The 25814-nt window shown below is 60.1% G+C and carries 23 protein-coding genes and 1 other RNA gene; 18 read left to right on the forward strand and 6 right to left on the reverse strand.

The features are described 5' to 3' along the window. Positions 1 to 38: 38 nt before the first annotated feature. Both OK142_RS19915 and OK142_RS19920 read left to right on the forward strand, forming a co-directional pair. Positions 39 to 794 carry a 3-deoxy-manno-octulosonate cytidylyltransferase gene (locus tag OK142_RS19915; protein ID WP_313609926.1) on the forward strand — a complete coding sequence of 252 codons (756 nt, stop codon included), beginning with the start codon at positions 39 to 41 and terminating at the stop codon, positions 792 to 794. An 11-nt stretch (positions 795 to 805) separates the two neighbouring features. Beyond that, on the forward strand, positions 806 to 1681 hold the full coding sequence (locus OK142_RS19920; RefSeq protein WP_003492981.1) for a prephenate dehydratase: 876 nt from the start codon (positions 806 to 808) through the stop codon (positions 1679 to 1681). A gap of 15 nt (positions 1682 to 1696) precedes the next feature. Here OK142_RS19920 and nudC read toward each other — a convergent pair whose 3' ends face one another. After that, positions 1697 to 2659 (reverse strand): NAD(+) diphosphatase, encoded by a 963-nt coding sequence (gene nudC, locus OK142_RS19925; protein ID WP_003492979.1) that lies wholly within the window; start codon positions 2657 to 2659, stop codon positions 1697 to 1699. After that, a complete protein-coding gene (locus tag OK142_RS19930) occupies positions 2659 to 3075 on the reverse strand; it encodes an HIT domain-containing protein (protein ID WP_035241346.1) in 417 nt (138 codons plus the stop codon). Before OK142_RS19930 ends, nudC begins: the two co-directional genes overlap by 1 nt. Positions 3076 to 3152: 77 nt before the next feature. Here OK142_RS19930 and ffs point away from each other — a divergent pair. The 3 genes from ffs to OK142_RS19945 all read left to right on the forward strand — a co-directional run bounded on the left by ffs (position 3153) and on the right by OK142_RS19945 (position 5560). Beyond that, an RNA gene (ffs, locus tag OK142_RS19935) (signal recognition particle sRNA small type) lies at positions 3153 to 3249 on the forward strand. A gap of 82 nt (positions 3250 to 3331) precedes the next feature. Beyond that, on the forward strand, positions 3332 to 5209 hold the full coding sequence (locus OK142_RS19940; protein ID WP_498684747.1) for a DNA polymerase III subunit gamma/tau: 1878 nt from the start codon (positions 3332 to 3334) through the stop codon (positions 5207 to 5209). A gap of 27 nt (positions 5210 to 5236) precedes the next feature. After that, positions 5237 to 5560, forward strand: a complete 324-nt coding sequence (locus tag OK142_RS19945; RefSeq protein WP_003492973.1) for a YbaB/EbfC family nucleoid-associated protein — start codon at positions 5237 to 5239, stop codon at positions 5558 to 5560. A 13-nt stretch (positions 5561 to 5573) separates the two neighbouring features. Here the strand turns inward: OK142_RS19945 and OK142_RS19950 are convergent, their stop codons facing one another. Then, entirely contained in the window at positions 5574 to 6209 is a 636-nt protein-coding gene (locus tag OK142_RS19950) for an MOSC domain-containing protein (protein ID WP_498684748.1), read from the reverse strand. A 37-nt stretch (positions 6210 to 6246) separates the two neighbouring features. Between OK142_RS19950 and recR the strand changes: the two genes are divergently transcribed. Together recR and OK142_RS19960 are read left to right on the forward strand one after the other, a co-directional pair. Then, complete coding sequence (gene recR / locus OK142_RS19955; RefSeq protein ID WP_003492968.1) at positions 6247 to 6852, forward strand: recombination mediator RecR; 606 nt, start codon at positions 6247 to 6249, stop codon at positions 6850 to 6852. Between the two features lie 35 nt (positions 6853 to 6887). After that, complete coding sequence (locus tag OK142_RS19960; RefSeq protein ID WP_498684750.1) at positions 6888 to 8186, forward strand: lytic murein transglycosylase; 1299 nt, start codon at positions 6888 to 6890, stop codon at positions 8184 to 8186. A gap of 185 nt (positions 8187 to 8371) precedes the next feature. Here the strand turns inward: OK142_RS19960 and OK142_RS19965 are convergent, their stop codons facing one another. Further along, on the reverse strand, positions 8372 to 10000 hold the full coding sequence (locus tag OK142_RS19965) for an MFS transporter (RefSeq protein ID WP_035241342.1): 1629 nt from the start codon (positions 9998 to 10000) through the stop codon (positions 8372 to 8374). Between the two features lie 290 nt (positions 10001 to 10290). Here OK142_RS19965 and rimP point away from each other — a divergent pair, with 290 nt between their 5' ends. The 9 genes from rimP (at position 10291) to OK142_RS20010 (ending at position 21661) form a co-directional block, all read left to right on the forward strand. Continuing rightward, positions 10291 to 10887 carry a ribosome maturation factor RimP gene (gene rimP / locus OK142_RS19970; RefSeq protein WP_003492962.1) on the forward strand — a complete coding sequence of 199 codons (597 nt, stop codon included), beginning with the start codon at positions 10291 to 10293 and terminating at the stop codon, positions 10885 to 10887. Positions 10888 to 10949: 62 nt separating this feature from the next. Then, complete coding sequence (nusA, locus tag OK142_RS19975; protein ID WP_035219707.1) at positions 10950 to 12566, forward strand: transcription termination factor NusA; 1617 nt, start codon at positions 10950 to 10952, stop codon at positions 12564 to 12566. Further along, complete coding sequence (locus OK142_RS19980; RefSeq protein WP_498684753.1) at positions 12563 to 13264, forward strand: RNA-binding protein; 702 nt, start codon at positions 12563 to 12565, stop codon at positions 13262 to 13264. Before nusA ends, OK142_RS19980 begins: the two co-directional genes overlap by 4 nt. A gap of 102 nt (positions 13265 to 13366) precedes the next feature. Beyond that, positions 13367 to 16117, forward strand: a complete 2751-nt coding sequence (gene infB / locus OK142_RS19985; RefSeq protein WP_498684754.1) for a translation initiation factor IF-2 — start codon at positions 13367 to 13369, stop codon at positions 16115 to 16117. A 75-nt stretch (positions 16118 to 16192) separates the two neighbouring features. Next, the gene (rbfA, locus tag OK142_RS19990; RefSeq protein WP_035241339.1) at positions 16193 to 16609 is read left to right on the forward strand and encodes a 30S ribosome-binding factor RbfA; all 417 of its coding nucleotides are present in this window, start codon (positions 16193 to 16195) and stop codon (positions 16607 to 16609) included. 3 nt (positions 16610 to 16612) lie between these two features. Continuing rightward, the gene (truB, locus tag OK142_RS19995; RefSeq protein WP_082183373.1) at positions 16613 to 17560 is read left to right on the forward strand and encodes a tRNA pseudouridine(55) synthase TruB; all 948 of its coding nucleotides are present in this window, start codon (positions 16613 to 16615) and stop codon (positions 17558 to 17560) included. Positions 17561 to 17782: 222 nt separating this feature from the next. Next, positions 17783 to 18052 carry a 30S ribosomal protein S15 gene (gene rpsO, locus OK142_RS20000; RefSeq protein WP_003492949.1) on the forward strand — a complete coding sequence of 90 codons (270 nt, stop codon included), beginning with the start codon at positions 17783 to 17785 and terminating at the stop codon, positions 18050 to 18052. A 268-nt stretch (positions 18053 to 18320) separates the two neighbouring features. After that, positions 18321 to 20468 (forward strand): polyribonucleotide nucleotidyltransferase, encoded by a 2148-nt coding sequence (gene pnp, locus OK142_RS20005; protein WP_082183370.1) that lies wholly within the window; start codon positions 18321 to 18323, stop codon positions 20466 to 20468. A gap of 176 nt (positions 20469 to 20644) precedes the next feature. Then, a complete protein-coding gene (locus tag OK142_RS20010) occupies positions 20645 to 21661 on the forward strand; it encodes a class I SAM-dependent methyltransferase (RefSeq protein ID WP_498684755.1) in 1017 nt (338 codons plus the stop codon). 17 nt (positions 21662 to 21678) lie between these two features. On the opposite strand, the gene OK142_RS20015 is transcribed toward OK142_RS20010, so the two are convergent. Then, positions 21679 to 22623 (reverse strand): AEC family transporter, encoded by a 945-nt coding sequence (locus OK142_RS20015; RefSeq protein WP_003492938.1) that lies wholly within the window; start codon positions 22621 to 22623, stop codon positions 21679 to 21681. A 479-nt stretch (positions 22624 to 23102) separates the two neighbouring features. Here OK142_RS20015 and OK142_RS20020 point away from each other — a divergent pair, with 479 nt between their 5' ends. Then, complete coding sequence (locus OK142_RS20020; RefSeq protein WP_498684759.1) at positions 23103 to 24095, forward strand: adenosine kinase; 993 nt, start codon at positions 23103 to 23105, stop codon at positions 24093 to 24095. On the opposite strand, the gene OK142_RS20025 is transcribed toward OK142_RS20020, so the two are convergent. Then, a complete protein-coding gene (locus OK142_RS20025; RefSeq protein WP_175414384.1) occupies positions 24088 to 24621 on the reverse strand; it encodes an SH3 domain-containing protein in 534 nt (177 codons plus the stop codon). The two genes, OK142_RS20020 and OK142_RS20025, sit on opposite strands and share 8 nt — an antisense overlap. A gap of 180 nt (positions 24622 to 24801) precedes the next feature. Here OK142_RS20025 and OK142_RS20030 point away from each other — a divergent pair, with 180 nt between their 5' ends. Next, on the forward strand, positions 24802 to 25806 hold the full coding sequence (locus OK142_RS20030; protein ID WP_216330465.1) for a 2-hydroxyacid dehydrogenase: 1005 nt from the start codon (positions 24802 to 24804) through the stop codon (positions 25804 to 25806). The last annotated feature ends 8 nt before the right edge of the window (positions 25807 to 25814 follow it).

Raw genomic sequence — 25814 nt, forward strand, 5'->3', positions numbered from 1 at the left:
GTTTTGACACTTTTCGGGCGGGATTTGAAGGGTGTCGGATGAAGAATCGGGATTTCGAGAAAGCTGTCGTCCTCATACCGGCGCGGATGGCATCCACGCGGCTGCCGGGCAAGCCGCTTGCGGATATTGGCGGCAAGCCGATGATCGTGCAGGTGGCGCTCAGGGCGCGTGAGGCGGGAGCGGAGCGAATCGTCGTTGCAGTCGATGACGAACAGGTGTTTTCAGCCGTGAAAAATGCCGGTTTCGACGTGATGATGACACGGGACGACCACCAATCCGGTTCGGACCGCATTTTCGAAGCGTTGCAAAAGGCCGACCCCTATGGCAAGGCCGAATATGTCATCAACGTACAGGGCGATCTTCCCACCATCGAGGCGGAAACGATCCGCGCCTCTCTGCGCCCGCTGGAAAATGCCACCGTCGACATTGCAACACTGACGGTCGAGATCACCGACGAAGACGAAAAAACCAATCCGAACGTCGTAAAAGTGGTTGGCAGCCCGCTTTCCGAGACGCGATTGCGTGCACTTTATTTTACCCGCACAACCGCACCTTACGGCGACGGACCGCTCTATCATCATATCGGGCTTTACACATACCGCCGGGCAGCGCTTGAAAGATTCGTAAGCCTTCCGCCATCGCCGCTTGAGAAACGCGAACGGCTGGAGCAATTGCGCGCGCTGGAAGCGGGCATGCGCATCGATGCTGAAATCGTCCGCTCCGTGCCACTCGGTGTCGATACGCCGCACGATCTTGAAAAAGCCCGCACCATTCTCGCAGGCAGAACCCTTTAACGGACATATCCATGACCTTGAGCACAAAACGCATTGCCTTTCAGGGCGAATTCGGCGCGAATTCCGACATGGCCTGCCGCGACATGTTCCCGGACATGGAGCCTTTGCCCTGCCCGACCTTCGAGGACGCCTTCAACGCCATCGAAAACGGCGAAGCCGATCTTGGCATGATCCCGATCGAGAACACGCTGGCCGGCCGTGTTGCCGATATTCATCATCTGCTGCCGGAATCGCGCCTTCACATCATCGGTGAATATTTCATGCCGATCCGCTTCCAGCTGATGGTGATGCCGGGCGTGAAAAAAGAAGAGATTCGCACCGTCCACAGCCACATTCACGCGCTTGGCCAGTGCCGCAAGATCATCCGCTCCAACGGCTGGAAGCCGGTTATTGCCGGCGATACCGCGGGCGCTGCCAAGCAGGTTTCCGAAAAGGGCGACCGCAGCATGGCGGCACTCGCGCCGCGTCTTGCCGCCGATCTCTACGGTCTCGATATTCTGGCTGAAAATGTCGAGGATTCGGAAAACAACGTCACCCGCTTCGTCGTGCTTTCCCGCGATGAAAACTGGGCCAAGCGCCAGCCCCGCGGCGATTCTCCCGACGAAATCATCGTCACGACTTTCGTGTTCAACGTCCGCAACATTCCGGCCGCGCTCTACAAGGCCATGGGCGGCTTTGCGACAAACGGCATCAACATGACCAAGCTGGAAAGCTATCAGCTGGGCGGAAAATTCGTGGCGACGCAGTTTTACGCCGATATTGAAGGCCACCCGGATGACGAACCGGTACGGCATGCGCTGGACGAGCTGCGCTTCTTTTCCGAGAAGGTCCGCATTCTCGGCGTCTACAAGGGCCATGCGATGCGCGGCAAGCTCAACCAGAGCTGAGCCTGCCGAACGCGATTATTTCGTCCATTCCACCCAATCGCGCATCAGCCGGTGCGCGATTGCGCCACCGGGAGGCGCGGAAAAGCCCTCACCTGTTGCCGTCTCCAGCATCTTGGCGACTTCCGCCCGTGTGAACCAGCGGCAATCCTCCAGTTCGATCTCATCTCGGGCAATATCGAAGGACAGTGCCTCGGCATAACAGCCGATCATCAGCGTATGCGGCATCGGCCAGGGCTGGGAGGCGTGATAACGCACGCGGCCGACTTCAACACCGGATTCCTCGTGCGTCTCGCGGCGAACGGCCTGCTCTATCGTTTCACCCGGTTCCACGAAACCGGCAAGGCAGGAATACATGCCCGGTGCAAAATGCGCGCCCCGGCCAAGCAGGCACAGATCGCGCTCGATATCAATCGTCATCATGATGACAACGGGGTCGGTGCGGGGAAAAATCGTGTGATTGCAGGCGGCGCAGATGCGCTTGTAGCCGCCGATGCGCAATTCCATTGTCCCGCCACACCGTCCACAGAAACGGTTGTCGCCGTTCCAATGCGTTAGGCTGACGGCCTGGGCAACCTCGCTCAGCAATTCCTCATCGAGAAGATGATCGCGATAAAGGGTGCGCGCGTCGGCAAGCTTGTAATGGCTGGCCAGCTGGTCCTCGGCAACAGCAACCGGCACCGCAATTCTGGGCTCGCCGGTTTCGCGATATCCGAGCAGAACGGCATTGTCGAAATCCGGCTGCAACTCCGCCAGTTCATAGGCGGAAAACAGGGGATCGATGACCTGTTCGTCGTGCTTCAGGACAAGCCGGTTTCCGGAAAAAGCGAAGATGTGGGTGCCGTCGACTTTCAGCGCATCGGCAACGCAATCTTCCGTCCGCTTTTCGGCAAAACGGTCGAGGGCGTTCTTGGAAAAGGCTGTCAGCAGGCTTGCTTCGGGATGGGGGGCAGTGGTTTCAAAAATAGTCATGGAGATCATCAGAGCGCGCCGGAGATTTTTTTCATCAGAGTTTCCTTTTCACCCGCAGCATAGGGCACCGCCGTTCCGTGACCCCAGACAGGGCCGGGCCAGCAGGTGTCACCTTCATTGCGAGCAATAATATGGACGTGCAGTTGCCGGACGATGTTGCCGAGCGCGCCGACATTGATCTTGGTTGCCCCAGTGACTTGTTTCAGCGCGGTGGCGACGAGATTGGTCTCGAAGGTCAGCACGGCCTGATCGAGCGGGGTAAGATCGAACAATTCGCTGGCACCGTCTCTCTGTGGCACCAGCACCAGCCAGGGCCAGCGGCTGTCATTCTGCAAACGCAGTTCACATAGTCCCAAACGCGTCACAAGTATGCTGTCGCGCGCCAGCCTGTCGTCCAGCCGGAATGTCTCCAAGGCGTCCTCCATGTTTGTTTTCACCGTGATAGCAGTTTTTTGAATGCTTGGCTTGCATTTGCTGTCGATATTGCCGATATGTGGCCCCGGGAGGTTGGTGGTGGACGAGCCACTCGCCAACCGGGTCAGGTCCGGAAGGAAGCAGCCCTAACGAGCCAGGCACGGGTCGCCGTGCCAGCCTCCCACCCTTTTTTTAAAAGACGTGCTCAGCTTTCGCCGGGCCAGTTCAGCGCCCCTAGAAAAACTGGCAAAACAAACTGGCGAGGCGATGAGCGACACCGTACCCACCACAACAAGCGAATCCCAGGGCGGGACCGGCTACCGGGTACTGGCACGCAAATACCGCCCCAAGGATTTTTCCGATCTGATGGTCGGCCAGGAGCCGATGGTTCGCACGCTGACCAATGCGTTCGAGACCGGGCGCATCGCGCAAGCCTATATGCTGACCGGCGTTCGCGGCGTGGGCAAGACGACCACGGCGCGCATTCTCGCCCGGGCGCTGAACTACAAGACCGACACCATCGACAAGCCGACCATCGACCTGCGCATTCCCGGTGAACATTGCCAGGCGATCATGGAAGGCCGCCACGTCGATGTGATCGAGATGGACGCCGCCTCCCATACCGGTATTGACGACATTCGCGAGATCATCGAGCAGGTTCGTTACCGCCCGGTCTCGGCGCGATACAAGGTCTATATCATCGACGAAGTGCACATGCTTTCAACGCAGGCTTTCAACGGTCTTCTGAAGACGCTGGAAGAGCCGCCGGAGCATGTGAAATTCATCTTCGCAACCACTGAAATCCGCAAGGTTCCGATTACCGTCCTGTCGCGGTGCCAGCGCTTCGACCTGCGCCGCATCAGCGCCGCCGATCTTGTCGGCCTTTTCACGGCCATTGCCGGCAAGGAAGGCTTCGAGGCCGAACCGCAGGCGCTTTCGATGATCGCCCGCGCAGCCGAAGGCTCTGCCCGCGACGGCCTTTCCCTGCTCGATCAGGCGATTGCCCACGGCGGCGGGCGCGTGGAGGCAGAAGCCGTGCGCGGCATGCTCGGCCTTGCCGACCGGGCGCGCATCGTTGATCTCTTCCAGCACGTCGTCAAAGGTGATGTTGCGGCGGCACTTTCGGAGTTCAACGGGCAATATGAGGCGGGTGCGAACCCCGTCGTGGTGCTGAACGACCTTGCCGATTTCACCCACCTCGTCACCCGCATGAAATATGTGCCTGACGCGGCGGAAGACCCCTCGCTTTCAGAAATAGAACGCGTGCGCGGTGCGGAATTTGCCGAGACGATTGCGGTGACCGCGCTTTCGCGTATCTGGCAGATGCTGCTGAAAGGCATTCCGGAAACGGAAAATGCCTCGCGTCCCGCAGGTGCGGCCGAAATGGTGTTGATCCGCCTTTCGCATGCCGCCAATCTTCCGGCACCGGAAGATGCGGCTCGGCGCCTGCTCGAACTCTCCAACGGCGATGGCGGCTATTCGAATGGCGCGCCTTCGGGCGGCGGCAATGGCGGCGGTGCGCGTGCCTATTCGTCAGGACAGACGGTGGCCGCAGGAAGACCTGTGGAGCTTCCCGCCCAGAGGTCGGCGAGCTCGCAGCCTTCGACCATGCTGCGCGCCGTGCCTGACAGCCGCCCGCAGGAGATGCAGGTAGCGGCACCGAAAACCGAAGAGCGGCCGGAGCCGAAAGTCCCTGTTAATTCCGTGCAGGATATCGCCGATCTGTGCCAGAAAAATCGCGATCCCGTCATGCGGGCAAAGGTTCGCAACTTCGTGCGGCTGGTGCGACTGGAGCCGGGCCGGCTCGACATGCGCCTCGGCGATGGCGCACCCGGATCGCTCCCCGGCGAGCTCGGCGTCAAGCTGAAGGAGTGGACCGGTATCCACTGGATCGTCAGCCTCAGCAAGGAACAGGGTCAGCCGACGCTGGTTGAAGCCGAGGGCAGCGCGCGCGACGCCCGCCTCGTCGATGCGAGGCAGGATCCGGATGTGGCAGCCATTCTTCAGCAGTTTCCAGGTGCAAAAATCACTGACGTGCGCATTCGCGTCACCCAGCAGGACGAGCCCGACGAAATCGCCCCGGCCCCTTCGGTTGCCGAATCGAGCGAAGGCGACATCCTTCCCGGCGACGACATCGAATTTTAATACATAACAAAAACAGGAGTCTGGCACATGCGCGACATCATGGGCATGATGGGCAAGGTCAAGGAAATGCAGGCCAAGATGGAAAAGCTGCAGGCGGATATCGCCGCGCTTGAAGTCGAAGGCAAGTCCGGCGGCGGTCTCGTCACCGTGAAGCTGAACGGCAAGGGCAGCATGCTCGGCCTGAAGATCGATCCGTCGCTCTTCAAGGAAGACGACGTCGAAATCCTCGAAGATCTGATCGTTGCCGCCCATAATGACGCCAAGGAACGCGCCGAGGCCATAACTGCTGAAAAAACCAAGGAAATCACCGCCGGCCTGCCGATCCCGCCCGGCATGAAGCTACCGTTCTGATAGTCTCTCGAAATCAGACTTCCAGCATGGCGCGGAAGCGGCTTGCAAGCGGCGTGTCGAGATAGGCAGCGCGTTCGTCCTCGGTGAGTTGCATGGGGCGGAAGCGCTGCAGAATAACCGGTATGGGCAGTTTCGTTCCCTGATAGGGTTCAAACACAACGTCCTCACCAGCCATGAGCATTCCGCCTTTCAGGACCCGGCAGTAAAAGCCCGGATGGCCCGCCTTGCGGAAGCGCGGGGCGAAATCGGGCTCGCCGATCCGGGCTGACAGGGTTGCGCAGGGAATTCGGGCGGCCGTCACCTCTAGCACCACTTCCTTGGCCAGGAACCTGTCGCCCACATGCAGCTTTGCGCTGTCGATGCCCTCCAGGACCAGATTTTCCCCGAAAAAACCGGGCTCGATGCTGAGACCAAGCGTGTCGGACCAGAAATCGAGATCCACGGAGCCCATGGCGTAAATCGCCTGATCCGGCCCGCCGTGATGTTTGCGATTGCAGACGGCGTCGCTGACAATGCCTTCAGCATCCACAATCACTGGGCCTTGCACGGCATGTTTGAAAATGCCCGTCTTTGCCGTCTTTCCCGGCAGGGTCGTCGCCTCGCCCCGGCATACCGCCCTTATTTTCATGGACTGCCCTTTGCGCTTCATGATTCCCGTTTCCCGATTTATGCAGTAGAAAGCGCTCATGGCAAAACGAGTCACCGGCCCCGAAATCGAAAAACTGATCCAGCTGCTTGCAAAAGTGCCGGGGCTTGGGCCCCGCTCGGCGCGGCGGGCGGCGCTGCATCTCATCAAGAAGAAGGAACAGCTTCTTGGGCCTCTCGGCCATGCCATGGGTGAGGCCTATGACAAGGTGAAGATCTGCTCCTGCTGCGGCAATGTGGATACCATCGACCCCTGTACCGTCTGCACCGACGAGCGGCGTGACCAGGCGGTCATCATCGTGGTGGAAGACGTTTCGGATCTGTGGGCGCTGGAGCGGGCGGGCGCCATGAACACCGCCTATCACGTGCTGGGCGGTACGCTGTCGCCGCTTGATGGCGTCGGGCCCGAAGATCTGAACATCAAGGGATTGATCGATCGCGTCAGCGTCGGCGGTATCCGCGAACTCATCATCGCGGTCAATGCGACGGTGGAAGGACAGGCGACCGCCCATTACATCACCGACCGTCTGGCCGATTTCGGCGTCAAGATCACCCGGCTCGCGCATGGCGTGCCGGTGGGCGGCGAACTGGACTATCTCGACGAAGGCACATTGACGGCCGCGCTTCGGGCGCGCACGACGATCTGACGCCTTCCCTCCCCGTCATCCAAAGAGGAGACCGAATGCGAAACCGATTTGATTCCTTGTCTTGGCGCATTTCCGGACGGAAAAGCTTTAAGGCACTGGCCGCCATTCTTTCCGTCTTTTCAGCAACGACGGCTTTTGCGCAGTCGGCACCGACAGGCGCAGCCGCAGCCCGATACGACGCCGAATTTAACGTCTGGCTGAAAAAGGAAATCTGGCCGGAAGCCCGCAAGGCCGGCATATCGCAGAAAACACTTGAGGCCACGCTCAGCGGTCTTTCCATCAGCTGGAACCTGCCTGATCTCGTTATCCCCGGCCAGAAACCGCCGAAGGAACAGAGCCAGAGTCAGGCGGAATTCTCCTCCCCGGGAGCCTATTTTTCCGAAAAACGGCTGCAGGGATTGGCCGGCACCGGCCGCTCGCTTGCCGCCACGCATGCGGCGACGCTGCGCAGGATCGAGGCGAAATACGGCGTGCCCGGCAATATCGTCATCGCGATCTGGGGCCGCGAATCCGGTTTCGGCCGGGCGAAACTGCCGCATTCCGTGGTCGATGTGCTGGCCACGAAAGCCTATATGTCCACCCGCAAGGAGATGTTCCGCACCGAGCTGATCGACGCGCTGAAAATCGTCGAGAGCGGCGATATTGCGGCCTCGCGCATGATGGGCTCCTGGGCCGGCGCGCTCGGCCAGCCACAATTCATGCCGTCGAGCTATCTCAAATATGCCGTGGATTTCGATGGCGACGGCCATCGCGATATCTGGAATTCCGTGCCGGACGCGCTGGCATCCATAGCGAACTATCTTTCCCAGCGCGGCTGGCAGCGCAATCGCGACTGGGGCTTCGAGGTCTCGATACCGGCCAAGGTCTCCTGCGCACAGGAAGGTCCGGACCTTGCCCGCCCTGTCGCCGACTGGGCGAAGATGGGCATTACCCGCATTTCCGGAAAAGCCTTTCCGTCCAATGACCTATCCGCTGATGGCATGATGCTGGTTCCGGCCGGACGTCACGGGCCGGAATTCGTGGTGACGCCGAATTTCTACGTCATCAAGGAATATAATAATTCCGATCTCTACGCGCTGTTCATCGGCAATCTCGCCGACCGCATCACCCATGGGGCGGGCCCGTTCAAGGGTGAATGGGGCAATGTCGGATCGATGCTGCGCTCGGATGTTCTCGCCATGCAGAAGGCGCTGGTGGCCAAGGGTTACGATGTCGGCAAGGCAGATGGGCTGGCCGGTTTCAAGACGCGGCGGTCGCTGGGCGACTGGCAGGCCAAGAACGGGCTCTCACCGACGTGTTTTCCAGATGCAAGCCTGAAGGCTAAGCTGAAATAGCACGTTACCGGCGACGTCGGAAAACCTCTTCGTCGTCATGCTCGGGCTTGTCCCGAGCATCTGCAACCGATTGATTTAACGATACGTGGTTGGATCCTCGGGACAAGCCCGAGGATGACGTCGAGGTTATGACAACGGCCCTCAATAACCTTTTTACCTGTCCCGTTTCTGCCTCTCCCAGCCTCTCAGTGCTGGTCGGTATGGGGTTTGTGGAAGATATCGTCGGTCGGCGGAATGGTCTGCCGCTCGATCATCCGGTGCACGCGCGGCCGGGTCTTGCCGCGATGAAGCTCAAGCAGCCGGTCCCACGCCTCCGCATCCGCCTGGGTGCGGCGGTGGTTGTGGCGGACATATTCCACCCATGTCGGCACATGGTAGCTTTCCGTCCAGATGTCAGGATTTTCCAGGTCGCGCATCAGGTTCCAGTTGCGTGCGCCATCGCGCAGACGGATGCGACGGCGCTCCGCCATCAGCGGCAGGAACTCGCCGAGATCCTCGTCGTGGATTTCATAGTCGATGAGGATGGCGATCGGCCCGCTGCGCGGCTTGATATCGAGCCGTAGCGGCGGCTCCACGAAGCGATTGAGCGGATCGAGATTGAGCGAGGCGAAGGCGGGCATGGCGAGCTTGAAGCCGACCACCACGCCAAGCAGCATCAGCACGCAGGAACAGAGAAGCGAGTAGGAAATGCCGTAATCTTCCGCGAGTTCACCCCACAGCCAGCTACCCACCGCGATGCCGCCGAAGGTTAGCGTCTGGTAAAGCGACAGCGCCCGGCCGACCACCCAGCGCGGGGTGGAAAGCTGGACGATGGTATTGAACAGGGAAAGCGCCAGAACCCAGCAGGCGCCGGCCACCGTCAGGACAAGCGAGGTGATGATCGCACTCGTGCTGATTGCCGTCACGCCGGAACTGAAAGCGAAGCCTAAAAAGGCGACGCGCACGATCCATTCGCTGGACATGACTTCCCTCAGCCGGGCGCTGATGAGCGCACCGCCGATGGCGCCGACACCAAATGCACCCAGCATGACACCGTACGTCAGCGGCCCGCCTTCGACCAGATCGCGGGCAACGATCGGCATCAGGGCCAGGATGGCGCTGGCGGAGAGGCCAAAGAGAAAGCCGCGCACCAGCACCTTGCCGATATTGGGCGACATGGCCACATAACGCATCCCGGCCGATATGGCGGCGAGAAGCTGCTCGCGCGGCAATGTCGAGGCATATTTCGGCGGCTGCCAGCGCAACAAGGCGTAGATCAGTGCGAAGTAGCTGAGCGCATTCACGAAAAACGCGGCGGCAGCACCTGCGGCCGCGACGATGATGCCGCCGATGGCCGGGCCGACGCTGCGGGTGATGTTGAAGCCGACGCTGTTCAGCGTCACGGCGGCAGGCAGATCCTCGCGCGGCACCATTTCACCGACGGAAGCCTGCCAGGACGGATTGTTGAGCGCTGTGCCGCAGCCGATCATGAAGGTGAAGAAAAGCAGCAGCCAGGGCGTGAGCCAGCCGGACCAGGCAAAAACCGTGAGCAGAACGGAGGCCGTCAGCATCAGGAACTGCGCGGAAATCATGATGCGGCGACGGTCGAAACTATCAGCCAGCGCGCCTGAAATGAGTGAGAACATCATGATCGGCAGCGAGGTCGAGGCCTGCACCAGCGCGATCATGTTTTCCGAACTCGACAGCGATGTCATCATCCATGCGGCACCAACCGCCTGGATCAGTCCACCGAAATTCGAGGCAAGGCTGGCGACCCAGATTCGTCTGTAAGTCAAATGCCTTAAAGGCGTGAGTGGCGATTTACGGTCAGGCACGATCAGTCCACTTAATGCAACTGCGATCTATCAAACGGCAACTATAGACAGTGCCGACAATCATGCCAGCCTTTCCGACACGGTAAGGGTGAAAATATGGCCGGGGCCGTCACCGAAGTGGGGCTGCCTGCGAAAACCTTGCAATCCTGCCCCGATGGGTCTATATGACCACTGAAATTCTTGATCGCTTGATGAAGAGTGGGGCCGCAAGGCTCCGCTCTTTTTCGTTAGGCGAACCGGAAACCACGGGCTTCAGGGCCCGGCGAAAAAATCAACGACCGGAAGGCCAGATGGCAGACACCACATATGAACCGCGACTGATAACCGAAACGGGCATCGATCAGCGCATCGCCGAGATCATCGAGCCTGTTTTGACGGGCATGGAATATCTTCTGGTGCGCGTGCGGCTCTCCAACCAGAACGGCATGACGCTTCAGGTCATGGCTGAGCGCGAAGACGGAACAATGACCGTCCAGGACTGCGAAGCCATTTCGATGGCGATTTCACCTGTTCTTGATGTGGAAGATCCGGTCGATAAAGCGTATCATCTCGAAGTTTCCTCGCCCGGCATCGACCGGCCGATGGTTCGCAAATCGGATTTCACCCGCTGGCAGGGTCATCTGGTGAAGGTCGAAACCTCCATTCTGGTCGAGAACCGCAAGCGGTTTCGCGGCAAGATCGTAGAGGTCGATGCGGATGGCTTCAAGCTGGAACGCGACCAGATCGCCTATGGCGAGGAGCCGACAGTCATCATTCCGTTCAGCGCGCTTTCGGATGCGAAGCTCATTCTGACGGATGACCTTATTCGTGATGCGCTGCGGGCAGACAAGGCGGCAAAGGCCGCCGCCGCAAACCAGAACGACGAAAACGAAGCAGACGAAGACTAATTCCAACGTAAAGCCCGAAAACGGGCGACCAACGCAATTATGCGACTTACGGAGACAGAAAAATGGCAGTGAGTGCTAACCGGCTTGAGCTTCTGCAGATCGCCGATGCTGTGGCGCGCGAAAAGGTCATCGACCGCGAAATCGTGCTTGCCGCAATGGCCGACGCTATCCAGAAAGCCGCCCGCTCGCGCTATGGTTCGGAAACCAACATTCGCGCCGACATCAACTCCAAGACCGGCGAAATCCGCCTGCAGCGTCTTCTGGAAGTTGTCGAGGCGGCCGAAGATTATTCGACCCAGATCCCGCTCGAACTGGCCCGCGACCGCAACCCGGACGCCAAGCTCGGCGACTTCATTGCCGATCCGCTGCCGCCGATGGATTTCGGCCGTATCGCCGCCCAGTCCGCCAAACAGGTGATCGTTCAGAAGGTGCGCGAAGCCGAGCGCGACCGTCAGTATGACGAGTTCAAGGATCGCATCGGCGAAATCGTCAACGGCACCGTCAAGCGGGTCGAATACGGCAACGTCATCGTCGATCTCGGCCGTGGCGAAGGCATCATCCGTCGTGACGAGATGATCCCGCGGGAAAACATGCGCTACGGCGACCGCGTGCGCGCTTACGTCTACGACGTTCGCCGCGAGCAGCGTGGCCCGCAGATTTTCCTGTCGCGTACCCATCCGCAGTTCATGGTGAAGCTCTTCACCATGGAAGTTCCGGAAATCTACGACGGCATCATCCAGATCAAGTCGGTTGCCCGTGACCCCGGTTCGCGCGCCAAAATCGCCGTCATCTCGAACGACTCGTCGATCGATCCGGTCGGCGCCTGCGTCGGTATGCGCGGTTCGCGCGTTCAGGCCGTCGTCGGCGAATTGCAGGGCGAAAAGATCGACATCATTCCGTGGAGCCAGGAGCCGGCCTCCTTCATCGTCAACGCCCTGCAGCCGGCAGAAGTCGCCAAGGTCGTTCTGGACGAAGAATCCGAGCGCATCGAAGTGGTCGTTCCCGACGAGCAGCTTTCGCTCGCCATCGGCCGCCGCGGCCAGAACGTACGTCTGGCATCGCAGCTGACCGGCTGGGATATCGACATCATGACCGAGCAGGAAGAATCCGAGCGCCGTCAGAAGGAATTCAACGAGCGTACGGCACTCTTCATGGACGCCCTCGACGTCGATGAGATGGTCGGCCAGGTTCTGGCTTCCGAAGGCTTCGCGCAGGTCGAAGAACTCGCTTATGTCGATCTCGACGAAATTTCTTCCATCGACGGTTTCGATGAGGATACCGCCGATGAAATCCAGACCCGCGCCCGCGAATATCTGGAACGCCTGGAAGCCGAAATGGACGCCAAGCGCAAGGAACTCGGCGTTACCGACGAGCTTCGCCAGATCGATGGCCTGACCTCGCAGATGATGGTTGCGCTGGGTGAAGACGGCATCAAGACCATCGAGGACTTTGCCGGTTGCGCTGCGGACGATCTGGTCGGCTGGAGCGAACGCAAGGACGGCGAGACGAAGAAGTTCGAAGGCATCTTCTCCAAGCTCGACGTATCGCGCGTCGAGGCTGAGAACATGGTTGTGCAGGCCCGTCTTCTGGCTGGCTGGATCACGGCCGAGGAGCTCGCTTCCGAAGAGGAAGCCGATCTCGAAGCTGCCGAGGAGGCGGATACCGCCGAACAGGAATGACATCGCAGGCGCATGAGCTGGACGAGCTGCCCGAAACCGATGAGGACGGGCGGCTTGCTGGCAACGTCAATGGACGTATGTGCATTGTGACACGGCAGAGCGGATCGCCAGACGAGCTGATCCGCTTCGTCGCAGGGCCGGATGGCAACGTCGTTCCGGATCTGAAACGCCAATTGCCGGGGCGCGGCTGCTGGGTAACACCCGAGCGCGTCCTGATCGAGAAAGCCATTGCGAAGAAGCTCTTCGCACGGGCTCTCAAACGCGACGTCAAGGCCGGGCCGGAGCTTCTCGCTCTTCTCGACCGGCTGATGGCGCAGCAGCTTGCCGGAATGATGAACATGGCGCGCAAGGCGGGCCAGTTCATCAGCGGCGCAACGAAGGTCGATGCCGCCGTCCGGTCCGGGAACGCGATTGCCGTATTCCACGCGAACGATGCTGCGGCAGACGGCGTGAGAAAACTGGACCAGGCCCGCAAGGCCTGGGCGCTCGGCAGCGATGCCGGCAATGAAATTCCGTCCTTCCGGCTCTTCAGTGGAGCCGAAATGGACGAGTTGATGGGCCAGAATGCTTTTATCCATGCTTGCGCGCTTGCGGGGCAGGCGGGTGAGGGTGTAGTGAAGCGCGCAAAGATGCTTGAGCAGTACCGCCTTGGCGGTCAGCCTGAGGCGGAACGCGACGCTGCCCGGACAGAACAATGACGCGGTTACCGAACATGAACGGTCGCCGCGTTCCGATGCAGCAATTGAACGACGAGGCCTGATGGACGTCATCCGGTTTTCGTCCGAAGGAACGGGAACGGAATGACCGACAACAACGACGACAAGACACTCAATGCGCCGGCCAAGAAGACTCTTACCCTGAAACCGGGCGGGATGAATCAGGGCACCGTGCGGCAGGACATGGGTCGAGGTCGCACAAACGCGGTTGTCGTGGAAACACGCAAGCGCCGCCCCCTGCGTCCCGAAGACGAGAAGCCGGTTCAGCCTGTTGCAGCAGCACCGAAGCCGGTTGTAGCAGCAGCCCCGGCGCCTTCGGCGCCGCGTCCGCAGGCTCCCCAGCCGCGTATTCACCAGCCAGGTGGCCAGCAGCAGCGCCCGGGTTCTTCCCAGTCGCAGCAGCGTCCAGGCTCGTCCGCACCCCAGCAGCGCCAGCCTGACCGGCCGCGCGGCAATGTTCTGCACGACCTTTCAGCAGGCGAGATGGAAGCCCGTCGCCGCGCGCTGATGGAAGCGCAAGCCCGCGATGTCGTGGAAGCCAAGCAGCGCGCCGAAGACGAAGCGCGTCGCAAGGTCGAGGAAGAACGCCGCCTCGCCGCCGAAAAGGAAGAGGCAGCACGCCGCGCCATCGAGGAAGCTGCAGCCGCAAAGGTGGCGGCAAGCCAGCCTGCCGTTGAAGCAAAAGCCGAACCGGCCGATGAAAAGCCGGCACAGGCCGCAGCACCGGCGCTACGCGCCGATGCCCGTCCCCAGCCTGCAGCCGCCGCTCCCCGCTCCGCTCCTGGCACGCCTGAAACCGTCGCTCCGCGCGGACGTCGCGCTGGTGGTGATGACGAGGACGATCGCGGTGCGCGTCGCGGCAGCAGCCTTCCGGCCCGCGGCAAGGTCGCAGCTCCGGTTCCGGCCAAGCCCGCCGCCCGCCTGAAGACGGAAGAAGAACGCCGTCGTGGCAAACTCACCGTCACCTCGTCCAATCTGGATGAAGACGGCACGCCGCGTGGCCGCTCCATGGCGTCCATGCGCCGCCGTCAGGAGAAATTCCGCCGCAGCCAGATGCAGGAAACCCGCGAAAAGGTCATGCGCGAAGTCATCCTGCCTGAGACCATCACAATTCAGGAACTGTCGCAGCGCATGTCCGAACGGGCCGTCGACGTCATCAAGTTCCTGATGAAGGAAGGCCAGATGATGAAGCCGGGCGACGTGATCGACGCCGATCTGGCGGAACTGATCGCCGTCGAATTCGGCCACACCGTCAAGCGCGTGTCTGAATCCGACGTTGAAGAAGGCATCTTCAACCAGGCTGACGACGCAGGCGAGATGGTTTCCCGTCCGCCGGTGGTCACCATCATGGGTCACGTCGACCACGGCAAGACCTCGCTGCTCGACGCCATCCGTCAGGCAAATGTTGTTGCTGGCGAAGCCGGTGGCATCACCCAGCATATCGGTGCCTATCAGGTCGAAAAGAACGGCCAGAAGATCACCTTCATCGACACCCCCGGCCACGCCGCCTTTACGGCAATGCGTGCCCGTGGTGCGCAGGCGACTGACATTGCCGTGCTGGTTGTTGCCGCAGACGACAGCGTGATGCCGCAGACGATCGAATCCATCAATCACGCCAAGGCTGCCGGTGTTCCGATCGTCGTTGCGATCAACAAGATCGACAAGCACGAGGCAAACCCTGAAAAGGTTCGCCAGCAGCTGCTGCAGCACGAAGTTTTCGTGGAATCGATGGGTGGTGAAGTTCTTGACGTCGAAGTGTCGGCCAAGAACAAGCTCAATCTCGACAAGCTGCTCGAAGCGATCCTGCTTCAGGCGGAAATCCTCGATCTCAAGGCAGATCCAAGCCGCACCGCAGAAGGCACGGTCATCGAAGCCGAGCTGGACCGTGGACGCGGCGCCGTCGCCACCGTTCTCGTGCAGAAGGGTACGCTGAAGCCCGGCCAGATCATCGTTGCCGGTGACCAGTGGGGCCGTGTGCGCGCGCTCGTCAACGACAAGGGCGAACACGTCAAGGAAGCCGGTCCGGCCATGCCGGTCGAAATCCTCGGCCTTTCCGGCACGCCGTCGGCCGGTGACCGTTTTGCGGTTGTCGAAAACGAAAGCCGCGCCCGCGAGATTTCCGAATACCGCCAGCGTCTGGCACGCGACAAGGCTGTCGCCCGCCAGACCGGTCAGCGCGGCTCGCTGGAACAGATGATGAGCCAGTTGCAGACTTCGGGATTGAAGGAATTCCCGCTGGTCATCAAGGCGGACGTGCAGGGTTCGGTCGAAGCCATTATCGCTTCGCTCGACAAGCTCGGCACAGACGAAGTCCGCGCTCGTGTCGTTCACTCTGGTGCTGGTGCCATCACGGAATCGGATATCTCGCTTGCCGAGGCATCCAACGCCGCGATCATCGGCTTCAACGTTCGCGCCAACGCACAGGCACGTACGGCGTCCGAACGCGCCGGTATCGAAATCCGCTACTACAACATCATCTACGATCTGGTGGATGACGTGAAGGCGGCGATGTCGGGTCTGCTTTCGCCGGAACGTCGCGAGACCTTCCTCGGCAATGCCGAAATTCTCGAGGTGTTCAACATCACCAAGGTCGGCAAGGTCGCGGGTTGCCGCGTCGTCGAGGGCAAGGTGGAACGTGGTGCGGGTGTGCGTCTGGTGCGCGACAACGTCGTTATCCACGAAGGCAAGCTCAAGACCCTCAAGCGCTTCAAGGACGAAGTCAACGAAGTGCCTGTTGGTCAGGAGTGCGGTATGGCATTCGAAAACTACGAAGATATCCGCGCCGGCGACACCATCGAGTGCTTCCGCGTCGAGCACATCACGAGAACGCTCTAAGCGTCTCGCCGCAAAACAGGATTTTTCTGTCGGGCGCCGGCTTAACCGGCGCTCGCTCCGTTTGAGGCATTACCAATGGCAAAAGCAACATCATCGGCCCCTTCGCAACGCATGCTGCGTGTCGGCGAACAGGTGCGCGCCGCACTGACCCAGATTCTCCAGCGCGGTGAAGTCCGTGACGACCTGATCGAAAGCACCGTCATTTCCATCTCGGAAGTGCGCATGTCGCCCGATCTCAAGATCGCGACCGCTTACGTGACGCCGCTTGGCGTTGCGGATCACACCGACATCATCAGCGCCCTCAACCGCCACGCCAAATTCATGCGCGGACGTCTGGGCCCCCAGCTGCGGCAAATGAAATACATGCCGGAACTGCGTTTCCGCGACGATACGAGTTTCGACAATTACCAGAAGATCGACGCACTCCTGCGGTCACCGGAGGTGCAGCGCGATCTTGGACCTTCAAACGAAAAAGACGACGAACAGAACTGAAGCATGTCCAAACCACATAAACAGCAGCACCGCAAACCCAAGGGCCGCCCGATTTCGGGCTGGCTCATTCTCGACAAGCCGCTCGATTTCGGCTCCACCGAAGCCGTTTCCAAGATCAAGTGGCTGTTCAACGCCCAGAAGGCCGGCCATGCCGGTACGCTCGATCCGCTGGCTTCCGGCATGTTGCCGATTGCGCTGGGTGATGCCACCAAGACCGTTCCCTACGTCATGGACGGCCGGAAAATCTACGAGTTTACCGTGACCTGGGGCGAGGAGCGCACGACCGACGATCTGGAGGGCGAGGCCGTCAATTCCTCCGACCAGCGCCCGGACGAACAGGCGATCCGCGATATTCTGCCCAATTACACCGGCGTTATCATGCAGACGCCGCCACAGTTTTCCGCCATCAAGATCGCCGGCGAGCGTGCCTATGATCTGGCGCGCGACGGCGAGACCGTGGAAATCCCGGCACGCGAAGTGGAAATTCACCGCCTGACACTGCTCGCCTGCCCCGATGCCAACACCGCCCATTTCGAGGTGGAATGCGGCAAGGGAACCTATGTGCGTGCACTCGCACGCGACATGGGCCGCGATCTCGGTTGCTACGGCCATATCTCGCAATTGCGGCGTACCATGGTTGCGCCGTTCGGCGAGGACATGATGGTGCCGCTCGAGACCTTGACGGCGCTGGAAGCGATCGAAGATCGCGACGAGCGGCTTGAAGCACTGGACGCGTTTCTGATCGATACGGCAGAGGCGCTTTCCGCCCTTCCCCGCCTCATCATCAACGACGACCAGGCGCACCGGCTGAAAATGGGCAACCCTATCCTGCTGCGCGGGCGCGATGCGCCGGCCAATCACCCGGAAGCCTATGCCACCGCACATGGCAAGCTCATCGCCATCGGCGAGATCGGCGAAGGAGAATTCAGGCCGAAGCGGGTTTTCGGCTGAAACGGCTCCATCTATTCGCCTATGCGTTCCCCAACTGAAAACCGCTTCACACCTTTCCTGGAAACGCTCTGGGAGGCGCAGTCAATCGCCTCTTTCAATTGTACCCGGAATAGTTTATAGGCAGCGCCAGCTTGGGCTTTGCCTTTGCTGCCGAATGGCCTGAGCTGGACGACATCCCGGCTCCAGGCGTCCCATTTTTCCTTAAATAGAAAGGATCGTCCGATGTCGATTACTGCAGAGCGCAAAGCCGCCCTCATCAAGGAATATGCAACGAAGGAAGGCGACACCGGTTCCCCGGAAGTTCAGGTCGCTATCCTGACCGAGCGGATCAACAACCTCACCGGTCACTTCAAGGACCACAAGAAGGACAACCACTCCCGTCGTGGCCTTCTGACGCTGGTTTCGAGCCGTCGTTCGCTTCTCGACTATCTGAAGAAGAAGGACGAAGCCCGTTACAGCAAGCTGATCGGTGCTCTCGGCATTCGCCGCTAAAGCCTTATCCGGCGGGTCTCGCAAAGATACCCGCCGGTTTTTATATCCGGCCTTTTGAAGGTCATCGTGAATTTCCGGGCGTTTGCCACATCTATGGCCCCCGAACGATAAGGTAGCCCCGGATGGGCCGGTGTCGCCTTTTCAACCGCAGACCTGTCATGGGGCAGGATTGCCGGATGCTTGCACGTTGAAAGCCTCCGGCTGTCTTGCCCGTGATTGCGTCGTTCTTTGCCCCCAAAAGGCGGGCAAGTACAAACAAGGACAAGATATGTTCAATCAACACTCCGTGGAAATCGAATGGGCAGGCCGCCCGCTGAAGCTCGAGACCGGCAAGGTTGCCCGTCAGGCTGACGGCGCCGTCATCGCAACCTACGGCGAGACGATGGTTCTCGCGACCGTAGTTTCCGCAAAGTCCCCGAAGCCCGGCCAGGACTTCTTCCCCCTGACCGTCAACTACCAGGAAAAGACCTACGCGGCCGGCAAGATCCCCGGTGGTTACTTCAAGCGCGAAGGCCGTCCGAGCGAAAACGAAACGCTGGTTTCGCGCCTGATCGACCGTCCGATCCGCCCGCTCTTCCCGGAAGGCTACAAGAACGACACGCAGGTTGTCGTCACCGTCATCCAGCACGATCTGGAAAATAACCCGGACGTTCTGTCTATGGTTGCCACCTCCGCAGCACTGACGCTTTCCGGCATCCCGTTCATGGGCCCGATCGGCGGCGCGCGCGTTGGCTACATCAACGGCGAATATGTTCTGAACCCGCATCTCGACGAGATGGAAGAATCCACTCTCGATCTGGTTGTCGCCGGCACCTCCGACGCTGTTCTGATGGTTGAATCGGAAGCCAAGGAACTGAACGAAGACATCATGCTCGGCGCCGTCATGTTCGGCCACAAGGGCTTCCAGCCGGTCATCGACGCGATCATCAAGCTCGCCGAAGTTGCCGCCAAGGAACCGCGCGAATTCGAACCGGAAGACTTCTCCGCGCTCGAAAACGAAATGCTGGCGCTCGCCGAAGCCGAATTGCGCGACGCTTACAAGATCACCGAAAAGGCTGCCCGTTACGCTGCCGTCGACGCTGTCAAGGCGAAGGTGAAGGCGCACTTCCTGCCGGAAGAAGGCGAAGCCAAGTATACGCCGGAAGAAATCGGCGCTGTCTTCAAGCACCTTCAGGCCAAGATCGTTCGCTGGAACGTTCTCGACACCAAGAGCCGTATCGATGGCCGCGACCTGTCGACCGTTCGTCCGATCATCTCGGAAGTCGGCCTTCTGCCGCGCACGCACGGTTCGGCACTGTTCACCCGCGGTGAAACCCAGGCGATCGTTGTTGCGACGCTCGGCACCGGCGAAGACGAGCAGTATGTCGACAGCCTCACCGGCATGTACAAGGAACGTTTCCTGCTGCATTACAACTTCCCGCCCTACTCGGTCGGTGAAACAGGCCGCATGGGCTCCCCGGGCCGTCGCGAAATCGGTCACGGCAAGCTCGCATGGCGCGCTATCCGCCCGATGCTGCCGACTGCAGAACAGTTCCCCTACACGCTGCGCGTCGTTTCCGAAATCACCGAGTCCAACGGCTCCTCGTCGATGGCAACGGTTTGCGGCACCTCGCTTGCACTGATGGACGCCGGCGTTCCGCTGGCAAAGCCGGTTGCCGGTATCGCCATGGGCCTTATCCTTGAAGGCGAGCGCTTTGCGGTTCTCTCCGACATCCTCGGTGATGAAGATCACCTCGGCGACATGGACTTCAAGGTCGCCGGTACTGCCGACGGCATCACCTCGCTGCAGATGGACATCAAGATCGCCGGCATCACCGAAGAGATCATGAAGATCGCTCTGGAGCAGGCACAGGGTGGCCGCAAGCACATCCTCGGCGAAATGGCCAACGCCATCACCGAGAGCCGTGGCCAGCTCGGCGAATTCGCACCGCGCATCGAAGTGATGAACATTCCGGTCGACAAGATCCGTGAAGTCATCGGTTCCGGCGGCAAGGTCATTCGCGAAATCGTCGAAAAGACCGGCGCGAAGATCAACATCGAGGATGACGGCACCGTCAAGATCGCTTCCTCTTCCGGCAAGGAAATCGAAGCGGCCCGCAAGTGGATCCACTCGATCGTTGCAGAACCGGAAGTCGGCCAGATCTACGAAGGCACGGTCGTCAAGACCGCTGACTTCGGCGCTTTCGTCAACTTCTTCGGCGCCCGCGACGGCCTCGTCCACATCTCGCAGCTCGCTTCCGAGCGTGTTGCCAAGACCTCTGACGTCGTCAAGGAAGGCGACAAGGTATGGGTCAAGCTGATGGGCTTCGACGAGCGTGGCAAGGTTCGCCTGTCCATGAAGGTTGTCGACCAGGCCACCGGCCAGGAAGTCGCTGCCGACAAGAAGAAGGAAGACGGCGAAGCCGCTGCCGAATAAGGCCGCGCCGCCAGACCCTATCGAGGCGCGGGTTTTGCCCGCGCCTTTTTTCTATTAGAGCGTTTCCGCCTTTCTCCGAAACGCGAAAGCGCTCTACTTATTTGTTTTTACGCATTTTCCGGGCGTAAAACCGCGACGCAATTTTACTGGAAATGCTCGATCTTAAGGACGCTCCAATGAGCCGTGACGCAGTCAAAACCCTTTTCCATCCCTTTGCCGCAGAAATGCTCGACATGCCGAAAGAGGGCGAGCGCGTTCTGTTTCTGGGAGCAGAGGCCGGCCCACGGCTGGACGGTTTTGATGCGGAGATTGTTGCGGTCCAGCATCTGAGGCCGCTCTACCGGCCCCTGCAGGCGCAGGGTGCGCAGGTAACACCCGATGTTTCGGGCGAGGACTACGATGCCGCGCTTCTGCTGTGCGGCAAACACCGTGGCGAAAACGAAAACCGTGTTGCCGAAGCACTTTCGCGCGTGAAAGCCGGTGGCCTCATCGTTGCTGCCGGATCGAAGGAAGACGGCATTCTGACCCTGCGCAAGACGCTTGCAAAGCTTGGCATCGAAGCGGAATCAACGCCGAAATATCACGGCGTCGCCGTCTGGTTCAGGCGGCCGGACGATGTTTCGCTTGTCGTGTCGAAGCTCGCCCAGCATTCCGTTACGGTCGCTGGCCGTTTCACCGCCATGCCCGGTATGTTCTCGCATGATCGCGTGGATGACGGTTCGGAGCTCCTCGCATCGCGCCTGCCGACCAACTTTGACGGCAATGCTGCCGATTTTGGCGCAGGATGGGGTTATCTCTCGATCATGCTTGCGGAAAAATCACCGCGCACGGCCCGCATCGATCTTTTTGAAGCGGACTGGAATGCGCTCGAATTCGCCAAGACCAATCTTCTTGAAAATAATCCGCGGCTGACGGCGCGCTTCTTCTGGCAGGATCTGGCAAACGAGCCGCCCAAGGAAAAATACGACCTCATCATCATGAACCCGCCTTTCCACGCGGCGGGACAGGCAGCGGAACCCGCACTCGGTCAGGCCTTCATCAAGGCTGCGGCCGGCGCGCTTCGCAGCGGCGGAAAGCTGCTGATGGTTGCCAATCGCGGCATGCCCTATGAGCCGGTGCTCGCGGCCGAATTCCGCACCAGCGCCGAGGTATGCCGCAACGCGCGCTTCAAAATCCTGAGCGCCCAGAAGTAATCAAGTCCGCAGAATAATCAGCTCAACAGCCATGCCCACAGCGACACGGAAAGAACACCGGTCGCCGTGGAAATGCTGATGGTGGAGGCCGCAACGCTGTGGCCGATACCGAAGCGATTGGCGATCAGCCAAGCGTTCACCCCCGTCGGCACGGAAGAGGTGAGCACCAGCGCGGCTGTCCATTCCCGGCTGAGGCCGAGCGCGTGGCCCATGGCCCACACACAGGCGGGCAGAAGCAGTAGTTTGAAAACCGTCATGGTGACGGCGATGCCGAGATTGCCGCGAATGGTGTATTTCGTCAGCGCCATGCCGAGCGAGATAAGTGCCGCCGGTCCCGCCATGGAAGCGATCTGGTCAACCACGGTCTTGAGGATAGGCGTCAGCGTCACACCGGAAACATTGGTCGAAAGCCCGATGAAAAGGCCGATCACCAGCGGATTGGTGACGAGGTTGCGGCCCACCTGCTTGAAGACCGCAGCCGTGCTGCGCTTTTCGCCGCCAACCGCCTTGTGCGTGGCGTTCTCCATCAGGATCGTGCCGGCGATCATCATAACCGGCAGGTGGATGGCCAGCAGAATGGACAGGGCGACCAGCCCCTCATCCCCCACGGACCGCCCGACGAGCGGCAGACCGATGAAGATATTGTTGGCAAAGGCCGAGGAAATGCCGGCTATGACGGCGATGCGGACATCCTGCTTGAAGACATAACGCGTGACGATATGACCGACCGTCCAGGTCACGGCGACACCCGCGAAGTATGTGAGCCATAGGCGAAAAGGCGATGCGCCGTGAAAATTCGCTTCCGCGAGCGTGCGGAAAATCAGGGTCGGCACGGCGATCTTGAACACGAAATCGCTGAGAATCTCGCCGGCATCAGCCCTGAACAGACCGGCCTTGACGGTGAGCCAGCCGATCAGGATGAGAATGAAGATGGGAGCGACGTTCGCGGCAACGGCAGACATGGAGGGAAAGCTTTCGCGGCTTTGCGGGAGATACTCCGCTTTAGAGCGTTTTCCGAGGGAATGGAATCGCGAAAACGCTATGCCGCCCTGTTTTCATGGAATGCGGACGAACCTTCATGCTACCGGAGCCGAACGGCAAGGCGCATGTGCCGAAGCTTCTCCCCGCTCAGTCCATGGCGCGCGGAGGCAATGAGCCAAAAGAAAAAGCGGGGTTTCCCCCGCCTTTTGTCATATCCGTTATATGCCGCCAGTACATCCGTGACGGAGATAACGGTGGAGCCAGAAAACCTCATGTCTTCCATTCAGGTCCGTATTCACACACCTTTTGCTCTGACCGGAGTGATAGCTTAACCATATTACAGCCAAATGACGCGTCTCGCTCTCTCGTGGAGAACGGCATATTTCCCTCATGGGCTTTTCTTGAAGCCAGAAATGTTTAAGACCATTCGGAAAATACCCACCGCCAACCGGATAGGCCCATGACGAAATTCGACGTACTGACTGTCGGCAATGCCATCGTCGACATCATTTCCCGCTGCGATGATCAGTTCCTGAACGACAATGCCATTACCAAGGGTGCGATGAACCTCATCGACGCGGAGCGGGCCGAGTTGCTTTATTCGCTGATGGGACCAGCTCTGGAGGCATCCGGCGGAAGTGCGGGTAACACCGCCGCAGGCGTGGCGAATTTCGGCGGCAAGGCCGCTTATTTTGGCAAGGTGGCCGAAGATCAGCTCGGAGAAATCTTCCAACACGACATCCGCGCGCAGGGCGTCTATTTCGAAACCAAACCGGAAGGCACGTTTCCGCCGACCGCCCGTTCGATGATCTTCGTCACCGAGGATGGCGAACGCTCAATGAACACCTATCTCGGCGCCTGCGTGGATCTCGGTCCGGAAGACGTCGAAGAGAATGTGGTGGCGGATACGAAAGTCACCTATTTCGAAGGTTATCTGTGGGACCCGCCGCGCGCCAAGGACGCCATTCGCGAATGCGCCCGCATCGCGCATGAGAACGGCCGTGAAGTCTCCATGACGCTTTCCGATAGTTTCTGCGTCGGCCGCTACCGCGAAGAGTTTCTCGACCTGATGCGTTCCGGCACGGTGGACATCGTTTTCGCCAACAAGCAGGAAGCGCTTTCGCTTTACGAAACCGATGATTTCGAGCTGGCTCTGACGAAAATCGCAGCCGATTGCAAGATCGCAGCCGTGACGATGAGCGAAGAAGGCGCCGTTATCCTGCGCGGTACGGAACGCGTGAAGGTAGACGCCTATCCAGTGCATGATGTGGTCGACACGACGGGTGCCGGCGATCTTTTCGCCGCCGGATTCCTGTTCGGCTACACGCAGGACCGGTCTCTGGAAGATTGCGGCAAACTCGGCTGCCTCGCCGCCGCCGCCGTCATTCAACAGGTCGGGCCGCGGCCAATGTCATCCCTGAAGGTCCTTGGCGTGAAACACGGCCTTATTTAAAGGCCTCGCCGGGGTAAGCACCCCAGATTTCGCCCTGCGACACCCAGCCCGAGGCCTGACCGGCCTCTGCGCGGCACCAGTCACCGTTGCATTCACCGATCCTGAAGACGACGCCAGGTTCCAGCCGGGCGATGACGGCAGCGCCTGACTGTGCATCGCGGCGCATGTTCACGTAGACTTCCTTGCCCTTGCCGCGCATCCAGGGGGCGGCAACCGCCGTGCGTTCACCCGAAAGCAGCGCCTGATTGACCCAGCCTTCCGTGCCGTCGGCATCACGGATGCGCCGCCAGTTTTCATATTCCTGGATGATTTCCACCGGCATTCCCGATTTCAGATACATCCAGGAGACGGCATAATCCGTGCTGGGGCCGATGCGCATGTTGACGCGCTTTGATTTCAGGCTGACGAACCGCGGCAGAGGCAGGCCGCTTGCGCCCTTGGCAGCGCCCTGCGCCATGGCTTCGGTCGCCGCGCCAAGGAGGCCCAAAGACAATGCAATGCAAACGATAGAAACCACACTGCGCATGCCCATTTCCGTTTCCCGCCTTCTGCAAACCGGATGATATTCGAGGAGGCTCGTTTCCACATGCCTCAAGCTTCAGCGAGATTTGTTTGTCTTCGCCGGTGGGTCTGGTAGAAACGCCCTGATTGAAAGAAATTATCGCTCTTTCTGGTTAATGACTTCTGAACAAGGCAGCGGCAAACGATGACCCACAAGAAGAGACCGACAGTCTATATCACCCGCAAATTGCCTGACGTCGTCGAAACCAGAATGCGGGAACTCTTCGATGCCGAACTGAACATCGATGATACGCAGCGCAGCGAGGAAGAGCTTGTGGCCGCCATGCAGCGGGTCGATGTTCTGGTGCCGACCGTGACCGACCGCATTACCGCCGCCATGATCGACAAGGCCGGGCCACAGCTGAAGCTGATTGCAAGCTTTTCCAACGGCATAGACCATGTAGATGTGGACGCCGCCGCCCGAAAGGGCATCACCGTCACCAACACCCCTAACGTGCTGACCGAAGACACTGCCGATATCACCATGGCGCTGGCGCTGGCCGTGCCGCGCCGCATGATCGAAGGCACACGCGTTCTCGCCAACGGCGCGGATGAATGGCTGGGCTGGTCGCCGACCTGGATGCTCGGGCGGCGCATTTCCGGCAAGCGCATCGGCATTGTCGGCATGGGCCGCATCGGCACGGCGGTTGCGCGGCGTGCCAAGGCCTTCGGGCTTTCCATTCATTATCACAACCGCAAACGCGTCAATCCGGCCACCGAGACGGAGCTTGAGGCCACCTATTGGGATAGCCTCGACCAGATGCTGGCGCGGGTGGACATCGTTTCCGTCAATTGCCCCTCGACGCCGGCAACCTATCACCTGATCTCGGCGCGGCGGCTCGCGCTGATGCAGCCGACCAGCTACATCGTCAACACGGCGCGCGGCGACATCATCGATGAGGCGGCGATGATCCAGTGCCTTCGCGAAGGAAAGATCGCCGGCGCCGGGCTCGATGTCTACGAGAACGAGCCTGCGGTAAACCCAAAGCTCATCAAGCTCGCCAAGGAAGGCAAGGTCGTGCTGCTTCCGCATATGGGTTCGGCGACGATCGAAGGCCGCATCGAAATGGGCGACAAGGTCATTATCAACATCCGCACGCTGTTCGACGGCCATCGCCCGCCCAACAGGGTGCTGCCGGGGCGAAACTGAACCGGTTC

The sequence above is a fragment of the Agrobacterium sp. BT-220-3 genome (assembly GCF_025910175.1).
Classification (GTDB): domain Bacteria; phylum Pseudomonadota; class Alphaproteobacteria; order Rhizobiales; family Rhizobiaceae; genus Agrobacterium; species Agrobacterium oryzihabitans.